Here is a 16,109-nt window from a genome sequence, read left to right on the forward strand (position 1 = left end):
TTTTTGAAATAAATGCCTATTTGTCAAAAATTTATTGTTAAATCTCCGTAACCCCGTCTGATCCACATAAAAATGCCCTCTAGAAAACTAAAGGGCAAGTATTTTATTTTGATAGGATATTCCTAAGGTCTAGCTCAATAACGTGAAGTCAATCTGTCTTTTTTCAAGATCCACTTTCTTGACCTTGATCTGAACCTCATCCCCCAATTGGTAAACTTTTTTCTTTCGCTGCCCAATAATGGCGAAATTCTTTTCGTCCAAGGTGTAAAAATCGTCAGTGATATCTCTCAAACGTACCATCCCTTCGCATTTGTTCTCTTCGATCTCTACGTACATACCCCATTCGGTCACTCCAGAGACGATTCCGGTGTATTCTATGCCGATCTGATCCTGTAAGAACTCGGCTTGTTTGTACTTGATGGAAGCTCTCTCTGCCTCTGCAGCTTTCTTTTCCATTTGGGAGGAATGTTCAGACATTTTTTCATAATGCTCCGCATTCACGTTTTTACCACCGTCCAGATAGAATTGAAGCAGTCTGTGTACCATCACGTCTGGATATCGACGGATAGGGGAGGTAAAGTGCGTATAATAATCAAATGCCAGCCCGTAGTGAGAAGTCTTCTTGGTAGTATAGATGGCCTTTGCCATCGATCGGATCGCCAATGAGGTCAGAAGGTTCTGTTCTTTGGAGCCTTCGATTTTTGTCAACAGCGCGTTTAAGGACTTTGCGGTCTCTTTGTCGGTCTTGATGCTCAGGCGGTGCCCAAACCTAGAGGCAAACAGAGAAAAGCTGGTCAGGGTCTCCGGATTGGGTACATCGTGGAATCTGTAAACGAAAGGAAGCTTGTTCTTTCCTTTTCCCATTCTCCCGATGAATTCAGCGACCTTGCGGTTGGCCAACAACATGAAGTCCTCGATCAACTTGTGGGCTTCTTTTCTCACTTTGGTGTAAACGCCAAGAGGTTTTCCGTTTTCATCGAGATTGAATTTTACCTCTTCGGATTCAAAGCTGATCGCTCCAGCCTTAAATTTACGGTCGCGCAGGATAAAGGCGAGTTCGTTCAGCTTTAAGATTGCTTCAGATAATTCATCTTCTTTTCCTTCGATGATCTCTTGCGCTTCTTCATAACTGAATCTTCTGTCTGAATGTATAACCGTTCTTCCGAACCATTGGTCGATCACATTTGCTTTCTCGTCCATTTCAAATACGGCTGAGAAACATAGCTTGTCCTCATTAGGGCGCAATGAACAAAGGTTGTTAGAAAGTCTCTCTGGAAGCATAGGGATTACGCGGTCAACCAAGTAAACCGAAGTTCCGCGTTCAAATGCTTCTTTGTCCAAAGTGGAGTCAGGAGTCACGTAGTGCGAAACGTCAGCGATATGTATGCCGACCTCATAGTTTCCGTTTTCCAGTTTCTTGAATGAAATCGCATCGTCAAAATCTTTTGCATCCGCAGGGTCGATCGTAAAGGTGGTCGTCGACCTGAAGTCGTGACGCTTTGAAATTTCCTCTGCAGAGATGGAGTCCGAAATTGAATTCGCTGCGTCTTCTACTGCTTTAGGGAATTCGAGGGGGAATCCAAAGTCCGCTAAGATCGCGTTCATCTCGGTGTTGTTTTCGCCTTTTTTACCAAGGACGCTTTTTACAATACCGATAGGGTTCTTTGCATTCTTTGGCCACTCCAAAATAGACACCAAAACTTTCTCTCCGTTTTTCGCCCCGTTCAGGTTGTCCAGTGGGATGAAAATATCGTGCAGCATTTTTCGGTCGTCCGGTTGGAAGAAGGCATAGGATTTTGAAATGTCTATGGTACCGGTAAAGTCTGTCTTTGCACGTTGCAAGATTTCCACCACTTCGCCTTCTCGTTTTCTTCCTTTCTTCCTTTCGTAGACATGGACTTTCACGATGTCATTGTGCAGTGCTTGTCTCAGTTTTCGAGGGGCTACATAGATGTCGCTTTCACTGTCGTCATCAGGAACGATATAGGCTGATCCATCGGCAGTCATGTCAACCTTTCCAGTGACATAAACATGCAGTTGTTTAAGTTGGAATTTTCCTCTCTCAGGTTGGTGGAAAAGACCTAGTCTTGAACCATCCGAAAGGATGTCTGAAATGGTGGCTTTCGAGTCGCTGTCGGTTATGTTAAGTTTGGCAGCTACTTGCTTATAGTTAAGTGAGGTGTTTCCGGATTTTTCAAAAATGTCTACGATCAGTTGGGTTAAAACTTCTTTGTAAGGATTCTCTTTTTTTGATTTCATAGTCTGTCGTTTTGTCTGTTCCTTCCGTTGAAAATCTTTAAGGGAAGGAGAGGGGAGAGGGTGGAACTAAATGGTTTGCCAGTCAGTATTTTTTGTACTCCTCTGAAACCCGAATCTAATATACTGAAAACTGTCGGTTATTGGTTCATAGGGTTGAAAATGGCTGTTTTATTTTTGATCCCATTTGTATATTAATTTAATGTGTATTTTATCTATCATAAATAGCTGATAAATAACATGGTAAATGAATTTTGCTAAAACATATTTTACGGGTTGTATTCGTAAGTTGTTGTATATTAGTTGTAAATGGGTTTTGGTGGGTAAAACCTTGCTTTGTGCTAAAATGAATATATTGAACTGTTGTAGAATGTTCGAATACGTAAATGCTTATAAAATAAACATCTATATAATTAAATACTAAATATTAGCAAGAAATAAAAAGTGATTTAGCTTAAGGTTTTGGAGTAAAAAAAATACTCTTGAAATTTCTTTGGGTCATGAAATTTCAAGAGCAATTTATAAAAAAAATATGAATATTTACGAGGATTTCTCGTTACAAATGTCGCAGATTCCTACAGCGTTTATGGCAATGGAGTGCAAAGAAAAATCGGTTGGAAGGTTGATTTTGGGTAAGGCTATCTCCTCCAGACAGTAGACAGAATTGCAGACTGAACAGATGAAATGAACGTGCTGATCATGGTGATGGTCCGCTGAGCACTTCGTCGAACAGAAGGCATAAGTCGCAGTTCCATTCAGGTCGAAAACCTTATGGAGGATACCCTTTTCTTCAAAGCTTGCCAAGATTCTATAGAGGGTTACACGGTCTATTTCTGAACCTAAAATCTTCTCCAATTCGGGTTGTGAAATTGCTGAAAGTTTGGTGGAAATAATATCCAAAACCCTTAGTCTCGGTTGGGTGATTTTAAGTTGATTTGCCTTTAATACCTGGCTGAATTCTTCTAGTTTTTCCGGATCCAATTCCGTGCTCATATCCGCTTTCATGGTATAAATTTACACAATTAAATTGGGTATAAAAAAAGCCCCCAATTTCACATTGGAGGCCTTATATTTTATCAGCAAATAGTAGACTATTTAACTGCTGCTTTTGCGTGGTCAGCTAAGAATTGAGCCAATCCGCTATCAGTTAATGGATGCTTCAATAAAGCTAAAATAGCTGATAAAGGACCAGTCATAACGTCTGCACCGATCTTAGCACAGCCTAAAATATGTGCACTATGGCGTACTGATGCCGCTAAAATCTGTGTTTCAAACCCGTAATTATCGTAGATTTCACGGATTTCTTCGATTAATCCTAAGCCATCAACAGAAATATCATCTAGACGACCAATGAATGGAGATACATAAGTAGCGCCTGCTTTAGCCGCCAATAGCGCCTGACCAGCAGAGAAAACTAGCGTACAGTTGGTTTTGATGCCTTTTTTACTGAAATATTTAATCGCTTTAATACCGTCTTTGATCATCGGAACTTTAACAACAATCTTGCTGTCTAACGCTGCTAATGCCTCGCCTTCCTTGATCATGCCTTCGTAATCTGTAGAAATTACCTCTGCACTTACGTCTCCATCAACGATATCGCAAATAGCTTTGTAGTGATTGATTACATTTTCTTCCCCAGAAATACCTTCTTTAGCCATTAAGCTAGGGTTGGTGGTTACTCCGTCTAAAACGCCAAGATCTTGAGCTTCTTTGATTTGTTCAAGGTTTGCGGTATCAATAAAAAATTTCATGATAGTATTTGAATTAATTTGTTTTGTAGAACTTTTGATTATCCTTTAGGATAGGCAAAGGTAATTATATTGTTTCAAGATTTGAAGTTATTGGCTTCATATCCAAGATATTTATTACGTTTCAACGCATTTTTAATATCAAATGCAACAATTTCCAGCCTTCTCCTGTTAATATTGGAAAGCTATTGTAATAATTCATTCACTTGCAATAGGTATTTCCGTTTTGGGTTTCAATCCTTTATCTTTAAAAAGCTGTAACAACAATACGCATTTCATGCAAATATTTAGATCTCTCCAATACCCCAACTATCGATTACATGTTATAGGGCAATCAATTTCCCTTTTAGGTACTTGGATGCAACGGATAGCCATCAGCTGGCTGGTCTATCAACTGACAAATTCCGTCTTTTGGCTAGGTTTTGTTTCCTTTATTTCCTTACTTCCATCGCTTGTTTTATCCCCCTTTATTGGTGCTTTCGTCGATAGACATAAGAAATATAAACTTGTTCTGATTACCCAGATCGGCCTGATGGTTCAAGCCGGCTTATTGGCCTTATTGGTTTATTTAAAGCTGGAATCCGTACTGTATTTGTCCATTTTAGGCTTTATTCAAGGCGTTGTGAATGCATTTGATGTTTTGGGAAGACAGGCTTTGCTGGTGAATTTGGTCGATAACCGTAAGGATTTGCCCAATGCTATTGCCTTAAACAGTTCAATATTCAATGCCGCGAGGATGGTCGGGCCAGCAATAGGAGGGATTTTACTCTCCACTTATGGAGAATTAGCTTGTTTTACACTGAATTTTTTGAGTTTTATCCCGGTAATTATCTGTTTATTGCTAATGAAAGTAACGGAACACGTCATTGTAATTCCAAATGAAACCTCCTTCCAAGGCCTCGTACATGGTTTTAATTATCTCAAGAGATCGCCGCATATTGCTTCTTTGATCGTGATTTTAAGCATATCTAGCTTATTGGTTATTCCATATACCTCACTTTTACCTGCAGTGGCGAGGGAATTATTTCAGGGAAATGAACGTACTTTCTCCTGGTTTGAAAGTGCTGCTGGATTAGGAGCCATGATCGGAGCGATCAATATGGCAAGGTTAAAAACTGGGGAAAACCTCAGGTATAGGATTATGTTTGCAGCCTTTTTTATGGGTATTTCATTGGTCTTATTGGCTTTTGCCCATTATCTACCGTCTGCATTACTGTTCACGGGGGCGGTTTCATTTTCCATGATGATGCAGAATTCATCCATAAATACCTATATACAAACCCACGCAATGCCTGCATACAGAGCTAGGGCCATGTCTTATTATGTGATGGCATTCCAAGGGATCTTCCCTGTCGGAAGTTTATTGACAGGGGCTATAGCTGAAATTGTAGGTATTAAAAACACCCTTTATATTATGGGTGGATGTGGAATTCTATTGGCCATAGGGTTCTATATTTACCTAAGGCTTCATATTCAACGCCGGTTGTTTAAGTTCAATTTACGCTGATTTAAGGTCAATATATTCTTTTTGTAGTCTATTTTAGCTCCATATAATTTTAAGATATCGCCTCCTAAAACTCCGATTACCGGATCTAAACCTATCTGACTATAGGCATAATTTATGGAACTCAGGTCTAAAACAGCCGCTGTAAAGTTTTTGGTGGACCAATCTGCCATTTTTATTTGGGGAATGGTGATCATGAAACTCTGCATATTGTTGGTTCCAAGTCCAGTGGATAAGATATCGGTGTTAAGGAACTCCTCCTCGTTTATTCCTGAATTCAAAAGGGTTTCCTTGTCCAACACGGTTTTTGAAGCACCTGTGTCGATGACCATTTTAAAATTCTTGTCAAAAATCTCGATCTCTGTAATAATATGAAAGCCATCGGCTTGCAGGCCGATGACTTCAAATGGAATATTTTGCATTTAAATAAAATTCTGAAATAATATTGAGTTATTTTTTGAGTACCCCTTCGGCATAAAGAACATCGTTCATTTTGCGTACAGCCTCTGCACTTGCCTTGAACAGTTCTTCTTCCTCCGCGGATAAATTCATCGGCACTATTCTGTCCCAACCTTTATTATTGATGATAACGGGAACACCGATATTGATGTCTTCCTGTCCATATTCTCCCTCTAGGTAAACCGAAGCCGTGAATAATTTATTCTGGTTGTGAACTATACTTTCTACCATCGCTGCTGCTGCTGCGCCTGGTGCATACCAAGCAGAAGTACCGATTAAAGCAGTTAATGTGGCGCCTCCAACCATGGTTTTCTTCACGATTTCTTGCTCTTCTTCCTCAGTTAGGAAATCGGCAACCGGTACGCTGTTCCAAGTCGCATGTTTGATCAGTGGAATCATCGTGGTATCGCCATGACCACCAATTACGATGGCATTCAGGTCATTGGCTGATGCATTTAATTTATCACTGATTTGATATTTAAAGCGTGCAGAATCCAATGCGCCGCCCATACCGATGATTCGGTTTTTAGGCAATCCACTAGATTTTAAAGCTAAATAAGTCATTGTATCCATCGGATTGGAAACAATCAGTATGATGATATCTGGAGAATGTTTGATTAGATTTTCAACTACAGTCTTTACGATATTTGCGTTCGTACCGATCAATTCCTCTCTGGTCATACCTGGTTTCCTAGGAATTCCAGAAGTAATCACGGCCACTGCTGAACCTGCTGTTGCTAAATAATCATTGGTAACACCTTTTATCTTTGAATCAAATCCTAAAAGGGCAGAAGTTTGCATCATGTCTTGGGCTTTCCCCTCTGCAAATCCTTCTTTAATGTCTAACAAGATGATTTCTTCTGCTACATTTTTTCTTACCAGATTATCAGCGGTCGTTGCTCCAACTGCCCCTGCTCCAACTACGGTTATTTTCATATAGTTAAGGGTTATGTTTATTTCCACTAAATCTAACAAAAATAATCCTCAATCGCAGGCTAAATAGCGTCAATTTAATGTAAATCAATAATTACAATGCAAATTTCTTGAAAGAAAATCAGAAAAAATCAAAGGGATAAACCAGCCTAATTTTTATTAAAAGTGGATAATTCAGGCAAAATAAAAGAGCTGTTTATTAAACAGCTCTTTTTTCTAGAATGGATAACCTATCGCTAGGTTAAACACCAGATTATCTCTTCTCCAATCTCTGTCCCGTATGTCGATATATTTAAATACCCAACGGTCATCTTTAGGACGATATGGAACTCTAAATGGAATGGCAAAGTCTGTACGGATAATCAAGAAATCTAAATCTAACCTTAATCCTAAACCTCCACCAACAGCTAACTCACTTAAGAAATCTTTACTGAAACGACCTCCAGGCTTGTTTTCATCTTTGTTTTGCAACCATACGTTACCCGCATCGATAAAAGCGGCCCAATGTAGCATTCCTGCAATCTTGGCTCTATATTCCGTGTTCAATTCTAGTTTATAGTCACCAGTTTGGTCAGCAAAAAAGTTTTCCTCTCCCAAGTTTTCCGGTAGGGATGAACCCGGTCCGACCGCACGTGCCCTGAAAGCCCTTAAACCATTGGGGCCTCCAGTGAAATATTGCTTTAAATATGGTAGAGAACGCGAGTTTCCGTAGGAATAACTCGTTCCGATCATTATCCTGGATGCCAAGGTTGAAGTAGGAGTAATCTTTAAATAATGCCTTAAATCAGCCTCTGCTTTAATAAATTGCGAATATGGAGTGCCAAATAGTTCCTTGATTTTTCCTTCATTATAGTTCGCCCCTTGAATCAGTCCCAGGATATTTCCTGAGGTGTTCAACCCTGCTTTGGCATAGAAAGTATGCTTTTTGTTCTCCATCGTATTCGTGAAAGTATACACGTAATTTGGACCAAAGGAGAATTGCGGGTCAACAATATGACGTAGGGTAGGTACGGTGTCCATCTGCGCCCTATATTCATCTGAAATACCACGAGGTTGAACATAGATGATCTCGGCAAGCGTTAGATTATGGTCTTTCTGCTGGTTTTCCTTCCATGCATAACCATAGTTTAAGGTCATTGAATTCAAGGTATAGGCGGTCCTACGGTTCAGGAATTCATAACCCGCTTTTAAGAATGTCTTAGGTATATATTGTTTCCCTGGAGTCCATTTATAAGGAGAAAGCAAGCGCGGCCAGGTAATCCCTACTTCGGCACCATAACGGATATAGGAAGAATTTAAGTTTACATTTCCACCTGTTTGGGTCTCATACCCCCCAAAAACAGATACGGTTAAGTTCTCGAATCCTTTAAAAGCATTCTTTAGGGTCCAGTTGGCAGTTACTTCCGTACCATTATAAACGGCGGCAGTTTTACCCACCAGCTCCAAACGAATGGATTTTTTCTCCATTGGTGTCAAATAATAGTACACATCCAAATGATCGGTAGAATCAGGGCTATCCACAAATTCGTTCTTTACGAATTTGAAGGTGTTCAGGTTCACCAAATGATTGATGGTCATGTTATGGTTCCAACGGTTGTACATCTGTTCTGGTTCCAAGAAGAGGTGGTTGGCCAAAACTTTTTTACGGTATTTGTTCTGCGGGTCTATGATATAGAACTTATCATCATATTTCTCAACGCTCCTGGGAACCCTTCTTCTATTGGATCCAGCAGTTTCCTTATAATCTGCAAAAACATATACATTACCAATATGTTGCGGCTCCTTTGCTTGTCTAGGAGTTTCCGGTTTTACGGTCATGAACATGTCGACTTTATTGTCTCCAATCGTACTGTCCACTTCAACCAATAAATTATCGGGACTAAAATAATAATAACCCTGTTCCTTCAATTTATTGTCAATCCGGTCTCTTTCGTTCAAGATAACATCCAGGTTATAGTTGTTTCCAGGCTGCAACAAGGTCTGGTCCTTGGTCCCGATGATGGATTTTCCCAAACGGCTATTGCTATCCACGTCAAATTTAACCTCATTGATCCTGTAGATCGGTCCTGGAAAGGCATCATATTGAATAGTGGCCATTTTACCATCGATAAGCGTGTCAGAGGTAACTCTCGCGGTAAAGAAACCCAGGTTTTCCATCTTATTCCTTAGCAGGTTTTCGTTGTATTCACGATTAACATCACTTAATAGGACAGGGGCTTCACCTTGTTTTTTCAACCAACGTCTCACGAAGTTATTGCTGGTATCTGGGCCTCCACCCATATTCCAGAGACCAACCTTAAAGTAAACCCCTAATAGTTTACTGTTTGGCTTGGGCAATAAAGAGTTTTCCAAGAAAGTCTCAAAACCTTCTTTTCGCTCTTTAGGAATGGTATCATTATGGATGACAACATCACCTTCTTTATAGAATTTGTCCCCTTCAGCAATGTATTTTGTAGGATTACAGCTTGCGACAAGCAATAGTCCAAAGGAGTATGCAAATAGGTGCTTAATTTTCATTATTACCCCCTTCCTCTTCTTCATTTTTAATGGCAGACTTATTTGGTTCAATGGTATTTGTTGAAGTATCTCTATGTGTGCTATCTATAGGAAGGCCAGTGCTATCCGGCTGTGTTTTCAACTCTTCCTGTTTTCTCTCTTTTTCCCGTTCTTCCATGCGTTTTCTGAATTCAGGGCTATGGATCATCAAACTATCACGGATGACCATGCGAACAGAATCACGGTACACCGAATCAGTTTCCATCCTTTCCACATCAAATCTTCTTCTGAACCCACGGCTGTCGGTATTATAATATTCCTGTAGCGCTTTAGAATTCATAAACAATTCCCTGAATCTGTTGTAGCTCATATTGATGATAAAACCTATACCAGTTTCAACAAATTGCCCTTGTAGGGTGGCCTGATATTGATTTTTGCGGTAAACTCTCGCAAAGTAACGTCCATCTTTCGATAATTGATAATCTAGGGAAATATCACCTGCAATATTCGAAGCTTTTTCGCCTGGACGTGTATTTCCTTCTACCTCAAAGTTAGAACCTATCGTGATTTTCAAACGATCATCAAATAACATCTTAGAGATACCAACATTGAGGTCGGTCCTTGTTTCCGCATTTCCGGTCAAGTAATCCTCTTCAGAATTCAAGTTGAAATCAAGCTCCACGCCCTTGATCAGGTCAGAGGCCAAATTGTTCAATTGACCCGTCAAGAATGAACTTACCGTACTTCTTACCATCGCTTCTGTACCTCCTCCAGACAAACTTTCAAATGGATTAGCCGACATAAATCGACCCAAAGCAATCAAGGAGAAAACCTGTTTGTTTAATTCTGCAGGATCCTCACGCATATTTGAAAGGGCAATATTTACCTTACTTACCACATCTTGGGAAACTATGGCATTCTTTTCATCCAAATCGATATCGAAATTGATCTGCGGTTTAAACAGTTCGCCGGTCAATTTCAATAATACATTGAATGGAACCCTTTGTTTATAAAGGTTTTGGCTCTCAGAACCAATTTGGTTCTGTACCAATTCCAGTGTAGCGAATTTACCGGAGTAAACAGCTGTAATGTCTAATCTGGCATCCAATGGATCTCCATTCCATGTAATGGTACTTCCTTTTTGGAAACTGAAATCCTTTGAAATAGGGCCGAAGGAGAAGGTATAGTCACCTTTTTCCACCGTAAAGGTTCCAGACATGGTGATTTTCTCATTGGCATCAATACTGGTATTGATTTCTGCAACCCCTTGAATATTTAATGCATCTTGAGTTCCTTCATCCAAGATTACCTTGAATTTTGCATCAGGATCTGTGCTCAGGTTCAAGGCGATATCATATCCTGATAATTGACTTGATACCGTAGTCAAGGAATCGAGTTGAGCAAATACATTGGCTCTTGCGGTATCACTCTTATCCACGAATTTTACGACACCTTCGCGTTGAGCCACACCTGGATCGTCATTAGGTACAATAAAGTTGAAATCCGTCCGGTCATTAGCCTTGACATTACCGTCGATTCTTGGTTTATCCAAGTCGCCTGTTATACGCAGGTTTGAAGTCACATACATCTTTCCAAAGAATAGATCATTGTCCAGACGTGTAGAGTTCATGACCTCGAAATCATCGGTAGTCAAGTTCAGGTTAAAGATAAAATCTGTATAGGTTGTCGTTCTGATAGTACCATTTAAGCGAGCAACATTGTTCTTGGAATCTACCAAATTAAACTGACGGAAAGAAATCCCTTGATCATTAAAATAGATCTTTTGGTTATCCGCGCGCATATTGGAGTTCAACATAGATGCATTGATTATGGCATCGTGGAAAGTCAGCTCACCATTGATCCTTGGCGCAGAAGTAGTTCCGGTTATTTTCAGCGCACCTGATAAATCCCCTTGAGCATCCCTCAGATTACCCAAACTGAAAGCTTGGATAGTTTGCATGCGCATTGGGTTAAGGTTCAGTGTAGCATCGATCTGCATATCTCCTTCTGGAGGAGAGATAACATCACCCACCAAATGAACGTCATTTCCGTTTTCCGTAATTCTGACATCGGCTGAATACGTATTTTCTTTGATGTTGTTCACCTTTAAGGCGACATTACCAATGGTATCTGTGCCAAAGAAGAATTTATCGATTGTCAAATCGGAAACAAATACTGGAGAAGACTCAAACCTAGATACCGTTGCGTTTCCATTGATACCTCCACCAACTTTTAGCGTTTCAGATTGAAGCATCTCGGTGATGGTTTCAATTCTAAAATTGTTGAAGCTAAGGTCAATAGGGGCATTGTAAGTGGAATCCTGCGATTGAATACGCAATTCCTGACCTTCATTGGACAGAACAAAGCCAGAAGCGCGAACACCTCTCTGTCCAAAACTGATAACATTGTTCGGTTCGATATCCCAGTCCTCATAGTTCAACATCAGTCCATCTTCTTTCAGGGAAAGATTATAGCTATTGTTGCCAACCAACATGGTCGCACCTAAATGATACTGTTCCTTATCTTCCTTGTCTTTGATCCACAGACCGAAATCAACATTGTTTTCTACCACACTACCACTGATAACCGTATTTCTAAGCTCAATATTGCTAACTAAGATATGGCCAATCAAGGCATTGTAATATAAAGTGCTGTCGGCTGTAATGATATCCACACCCACATTTTCTATCTCAGTACCGGCATAAGTGACCTTCGGTGCCAAGAGCTTGGCCATCAATGTCCGGTCTGCACTGTTGAAAGTTCCATCTAAGGTTACATCCTGTAGTTCTTCCAGTTCAGGAAGGAAATCCCTAACGATCCTAGAACGATATAAGCGTGCTGAAAATTCAAATTGCTGTGGTGAATATTCATATTTCTGATGTATCCCCGAAGGATTATAGTAAGTCTGTATAATATCTGAAATGGAAGATCCCAGTTCAGTCAGTTTATAACTGCCCGTCAAATGGGCACTCATAAACTCTGAGTTTAATATTAAAGTATTTTTACCGGTATCAGCCTGGGCCGTCAGTGAAATCGTATCCAATGCATAGCGGTCCTTCTCATAGGCAATTGAAGAATTGGTTACCAATAATGCCCCGTTCAGATTATCCAAATCTAGGCTTTCAAAATCGGCCACAATCTTTCCATGGTATCGGACATCTTGATCCATTAATTTCAAATTCTTGAAATTAATGCTGTCAATCATCATTTCAGCATATAGTTTCGGAAATTGACCTCGCATATCTGCTTGTATATTGGCATCGAGATCAATGTTAGGGTCGGGACTGTTTATAGTACCTGCAATATCCCCTGAGCGCGCCGTGAGGTCAAAATCAATGTCCTTATAGCTATAGCCCATCGCATCAAATCGGTTCAGCGTACCTAATATATCGGCCTGCATGGTCTTTGGATCAAGGCCTGTTCCATTTACTTGGGCTTGTGCAGATACATAGCCTAAAACAGAATCCTGTTTCAGGAATTCGCCCAGGTTGAAATTGTCAACCGTCACAAAGGCATTATAGGTAGTATCTCTACCCATGTTCAACTTTCCATTAACCGTGGCATTTCCTTGCTCCGTAATCAATTTCATGTCGGTGTCAAAACCGTTCATGCCTCCTTTAAAGGTACCTGTCAAACTGATGTTCCTAGGTAACTGTATGCTATCAGGCAATAGGGAAGGAGCGATTAATTGATTGAGGTCGTTTCGGCCGGTAACCAATTTTTTCAGGTTCAGGTCAAGATACATTTTATCTACATCCGGAAGCCCCTTAATATGGGCGGTAGCTATTACATGGGTATTGTTCAAAGTTTTGAACTCAAAACGAGGAATGCGAAGGTCGTTCAATTTACCCATCACTTTACCATCAATATAAAAGCGCTTGTTCATTAAAGGCTTCATAACTTCCTCTTTTTCAAGGTCAGGAGCTAATAACCTAATGTCTTTCATATCAATATGACTCTTTTTGATATTGGCATTGATACTCATGGTCGCTGGATTGTTTGAAACAGCATCCAATGATGGATATGAAATGACAATTTCATCCTGAATCAGGGTATTTGGGGTTTCAAGCAATAGATCCTTGATGGTTGCTCCGGTATTGGTATAGACGAAATCACCCTTCAACATTTTTAGGTCAAAACCAGAATGGTCCTTTACCGTGAATCCTTTTAAATCACCTGAAATAGAGTCAGATGAATAATAGAGCCCATCTAATGCTCCGGCAATATCGGTAAGCTTAAGGTTAAAATAATCAATTCCCTTGGTCCTGGCTTCATTGTCATCCTTGAACCAGAAATTCGTCTTTTCAATGGCCAGTTTATCAACAGATACCTTCCAGTTGACTGAGGAGGTTGTGGTATCAGCCTTATCGTCAAAAGTGTGTTCTGTTGTTGTTTTTCCAAATAGAACCTCAGAATCGGATTGCGAAAGCTTGATTTCTTTCAGCTTTACGATTTCTTTATTTAGGTCAATCTGATCAATATTACCAGCAAGGTTCTTAATGTCGAATTTGCTCTGCATATTGATCGCCTTGTCATCATATCGGATAAAGATATTCTTCAGGTCTACCGTCTTGATATCTATACTTGGAAGTAGGGAGCTTTGTTCTACACTCTGATCGGTAATACCAAAATCTGATGCTTTAATGGAATCTTGCGAGCTGATTACTGCCCATTGCTTGATATCAGCAGATAAACCATCGATTTTTACATTTGGCATGCCAAATGCCATATTATTCGTCAGGTCAAATTTAGATACCCGAGTATCAAACTTATTTAAGTAAATATCTGCAGAAGTACCGATCACATCATCCTTATAGACAAATTTAATCCTTTCAAAAAGGACTTTGTCAATATCAAAGGTTAGGGCAGAAGAAGAGTCAGCGGTAGGTGTACTTTCTTTTTCTGAAGAAAACGCAGCTACAATATAATCAAAGTTAAAAGTACTATCAGGAAGCTTTCTGTTGATTTTGGCAGTAATCCCTTTTAACTGAAGTTCGTTGATTTCAACAGTGTTCTTTAATAATTTGAACATATTGATGTCGACCATCAGGGATTCTCCCGCGATGAGGGTGTCCTTCGATTCATCCGCAAAAAAGACATCGTTCAACTCCAGCTTTTTAGGGAAGTTGATATAGATGTGGCCAATATCTACCTGAGTTCCAAGCTTGTTCTCTAAATAATTCGAAACCTTGCCAACCACATAGTTTTGAACTGAGGGAAGACGGATCAGAAAAATTAGAAGTAAAATTAAAGCTATTATGGACCCTATAATCCACAAGACCGTTTTTAATACAATTCGACCAAATCTATTCAAAGCCTGAAAAATATCCTTTTATAATTAATATTGTATCTCTTACTAACACCTATTAGCTGCATTTGTTTAATAATAAATCAATTTAATTGCAGCATAATTTTCCTGCAAATATATAGTTTGAAAAGGAAAATACCCTAGATTTCTTTATTGTCTTTCGGTGAATTAAAGCAAGGAATGTGCCGTATATTCTATTAATAATCAATTTGTTTACACTAAGTATTTTCATTTATAAATATTGAAATAACATTAAACTATTGTTTAAAAATTTTGAATTATTGATGTCTTATATTTCTGATTCCAAGTTCTATAATAAAAATAGCTTAGCCACTTTTGTAAAATTATAATATCGCTGTAGCGTTTCTCCTTCCATTTGTGAAACCTGTGCAATTTTTTCTTTTTACAGGGTTCATCAAGTGAATAAAAAGAAAGAATTCTTATATTTATATACCTACATCAATCTAAATTTTAAACATGAAAAGAAAAAACTTTATCACAACCATTCTAGTCGGAGCAAGTTCAGGAGCATTATTGAATTCTTGCGCAAATGAATCATCTAATGCCAACAAAAGTTCAAATGCAGACTCTACTTCAGCGGCTACCACTTCAACGGCAGCAGCTACGCAACAGGATGAGCTGGGGTCGGGACTAATTGTACATAATGTGTATTTTTGGCTTAAAGAAGGGATCACTGCTGAGGAGGAGAAAGATTTCATGAACTTTTTTGAAGAACTAAAGAAAGTTCCAGGACCTAAAGCCTTGAGGTTCGGAAAACCTGCGCCTACAACAGCTCGCGATGTCGTAGACAACTCCTTTTCCTACTATTTATTGGTGACTTTCAATACCATGGATGATATCAATACGTACGAACATCACCCAATACATCTTGGAGCGGTTGATAAATTCAGTAAATATTGGACCAAAGTTCAGGTAAAGGATGCTATCCTGATGTAATCTTGACCGATAAAAATATAAAAGAGGCCGCTGGATTTCCCAACGGCCTCTTTCGTTCAGTAAAAAATCTAAGAAATTAGTGGACTTCAATATCCGTACTTTGTGTGTTTTCTTCTGTTTTTGCGGCCTCATTAGGGTCTTTATCTTCTGGTTTATCACTGCGTTCTACAGTAATTTTGCATTCAGTTAACAAAGCTGCTATCGCGCCTACTGCTGCAAAGATCGGAGCCAATACAACTCCAATTACACCTAAGGTTACTGGAAAGCTCATAATGTCTTTTCCGTGCTTATCAGCAATGCTGATCTTCGTAACGTTTCCTTCAGCGATTAAATCCTTGATTCTTTTTAATAAGTTCTCCCCAGTTACTGAGAATGTTTCTTTAATTGACATAGTTGTTCGTTTTTATTTGATATACAATTTGTTGCTAAGTTATTTTTGTTACTCAAA

At 39.4% G+C, this 16,109-nt stretch carries 10 protein-coding genes; 2 read left to right on the forward strand and 8 right to left on the reverse strand.

Features of this window, described 5'->3' with window-relative positions; genetic code table 11:
- Positions 1 to 129: 129 nt before the first annotated feature.
- From rnr to fsa, 3 genes are all read right to left on the reverse strand, one after another.
- On the reverse strand, positions 130 to 2,259 hold the full coding sequence (gene rnr, locus NLF99_RS11240) for a ribonuclease R (protein WP_254528262.1): 2,130 nt from the start codon (positions 2,257 to 2,259) through the stop codon (positions 130 to 132).
- A 537-nt stretch (positions 2,260 to 2,796) separates the two neighbouring features.
- The gene (locus tag NLF99_RS11245; RefSeq protein WP_185213585.1) at positions 2,797 to 3,261 is read right to left on the reverse strand and encodes a Fur family transcriptional regulator; all 465 of its coding nucleotides are present in this window, start codon (positions 3,259 to 3,261) and stop codon (positions 2,797 to 2,799) included.
- A gap of 86 nt (positions 3,262 to 3,347) precedes the next feature.
- Positions 3,348 to 4,007, reverse strand: a complete 660-nt coding sequence (fsa, locus tag NLF99_RS11250) for a fructose-6-phosphate aldolase (RefSeq protein WP_254528265.1) — start codon at positions 4,005 to 4,007, stop codon at positions 3,348 to 3,350.
- Between the two features lie 274 nt (positions 4,008 to 4,281).
- Between fsa and NLF99_RS11255 the strand changes: the two genes are divergently transcribed.
- The gene (locus tag NLF99_RS11255) at positions 4,282 to 5,511 is read left to right on the forward strand and encodes an MFS transporter (RefSeq protein WP_185213587.1); all 1,230 of its coding nucleotides are present in this window, start codon (positions 4,282 to 4,284) and stop codon (positions 5,509 to 5,511) included.
- Here the strand turns inward: NLF99_RS11255 and NLF99_RS11260 are convergent.
- The 4 genes from NLF99_RS11260 to NLF99_RS11275 form a co-directional block, all read right to left on the reverse strand.
- Positions 5,478 to 5,930 (reverse strand): retropepsin-like aspartic protease, encoded by a 453-nt coding sequence (locus NLF99_RS11260; RefSeq protein WP_185213588.1) that lies wholly within the window; start codon positions 5,928 to 5,930, stop codon positions 5,478 to 5,480. The two genes, NLF99_RS11255 and NLF99_RS11260, sit on opposite strands and share 34 nt — an antisense overlap.
- Positions 5,931 to 5,958: 28 nt before the next feature.
- The gene (locus NLF99_RS11265) at positions 5,959 to 6,903 is read right to left on the reverse strand and encodes a malate dehydrogenase (RefSeq protein ID WP_185213589.1); all 945 of its coding nucleotides are present in this window, start codon (positions 6,901 to 6,903) and stop codon (positions 5,959 to 5,961) included.
- A 213-nt stretch (positions 6,904 to 7,116) separates the two neighbouring features.
- Positions 7,117 to 9,417 (reverse strand): BamA/TamA family outer membrane protein, encoded by a 2,301-nt coding sequence (locus NLF99_RS11270; protein WP_254528269.1) that lies wholly within the window; start codon positions 9,415 to 9,417, stop codon positions 7,117 to 7,119.
- The gene (locus tag NLF99_RS11275; protein WP_254528272.1) at positions 9,407 to 14,596 is read right to left on the reverse strand and encodes a translocation/assembly module TamB domain-containing protein; all 5,190 of its coding nucleotides are present in this window, start codon (positions 14,594 to 14,596) and stop codon (positions 9,407 to 9,409) included. The genes NLF99_RS11270 and NLF99_RS11275 overlap by 11 nt, the downstream gene beginning before the upstream one ends.
- 585 nt (positions 14,597 to 15,181) lie before the next feature.
- Here NLF99_RS11275 and NLF99_RS11280 point away from each other — a divergent pair.
- Entirely contained in the window at positions 15,182 to 15,661 is a 480-nt protein-coding gene (locus tag NLF99_RS11280) for a Dabb family protein (protein ID WP_185213592.1), read from the forward strand.
- Between the two features lie 76 nt (positions 15,662 to 15,737).
- Here the strand turns inward: NLF99_RS11280 and NLF99_RS11285 are convergent, their stop codons facing one another.
- Positions 15,738 to 16,052, reverse strand: coding sequence for a DUF4342 domain-containing protein (locus tag NLF99_RS11285; RefSeq protein ID WP_185213593.1), 315 nt, complete (start codon positions 16,050 to 16,052; stop codon positions 15,738 to 15,740).
- Positions 16,053 to 16,109: the final 57 nt, after the last annotated feature.

Origin of the sequence: Sphingobacterium sp. LZ11T8 (assembly GCF_024261425.1) — a bacterium.
GTDB lineage: Bacteria > Bacteroidota > Bacteroidia > Sphingobacteriales > Sphingobacteriaceae > Sphingobacterium.

What these genes read in the sequence shown, in the direction of transcription:
- rnr (WP_254528262.1), bottom strand. Translation starts at nt 2,259, where the DNA reads ATGAAATCAAAAAAAGAGAATCCTTACAAAGAAGTTTTAACCCAACTG.
- NLF99_RS11245 (WP_185213585.1), bottom strand. Translation starts at nt 3,261, where the DNA reads ATGAAAGCGGATATGAGCACGGAATTGGATCCGGAAAAACTAGAAGAA.
- fsa (WP_254528265.1), bottom strand. Translation starts at nt 4,007, where the DNA reads ATGAAATTTTTTATTGATACCGCAAACCTTGAACAAATCAAAGAAGCT.
- NLF99_RS11255 (WP_185213587.1), top strand. Translation starts at nt 4,282, where the DNA reads ATGCAAATATTTAGATCTCTCCAATACCCCAACTATCGATTACATGTT.
- NLF99_RS11260 (WP_185213588.1), bottom strand. Translation starts at nt 5,930, where the DNA reads ATGCAAAATATTCCATTTGAAGTCATCGGCCTGCAAGCCGATGGCTTT.
- NLF99_RS11265 (WP_185213589.1), bottom strand. Translation starts at nt 6,903, where the DNA reads ATGAAAATAACCGTAGTTGGAGCAGGGGCAGTTGGAGCAACGACCGCT.
- NLF99_RS11270 (WP_254528269.1), bottom strand. Translation starts at nt 9,417, where the DNA reads ATGAAAATTAAGCACCTATTTGCATACTCCTTTGGACTATTGCTTGTC.
- NLF99_RS11280 (WP_185213592.1), top strand. Translation starts at nt 15,182, where the DNA reads ATGAAAAGAAAAAACTTTATCACAACCATTCTAGTCGGAGCAAGTTCA.
- NLF99_RS11285 (WP_185213593.1), bottom strand. Translation starts at nt 16,052, where the DNA reads ATGTCAATTAAAGAAACATTCTCAGTAACTGGGGAGAACTTATTAAAA.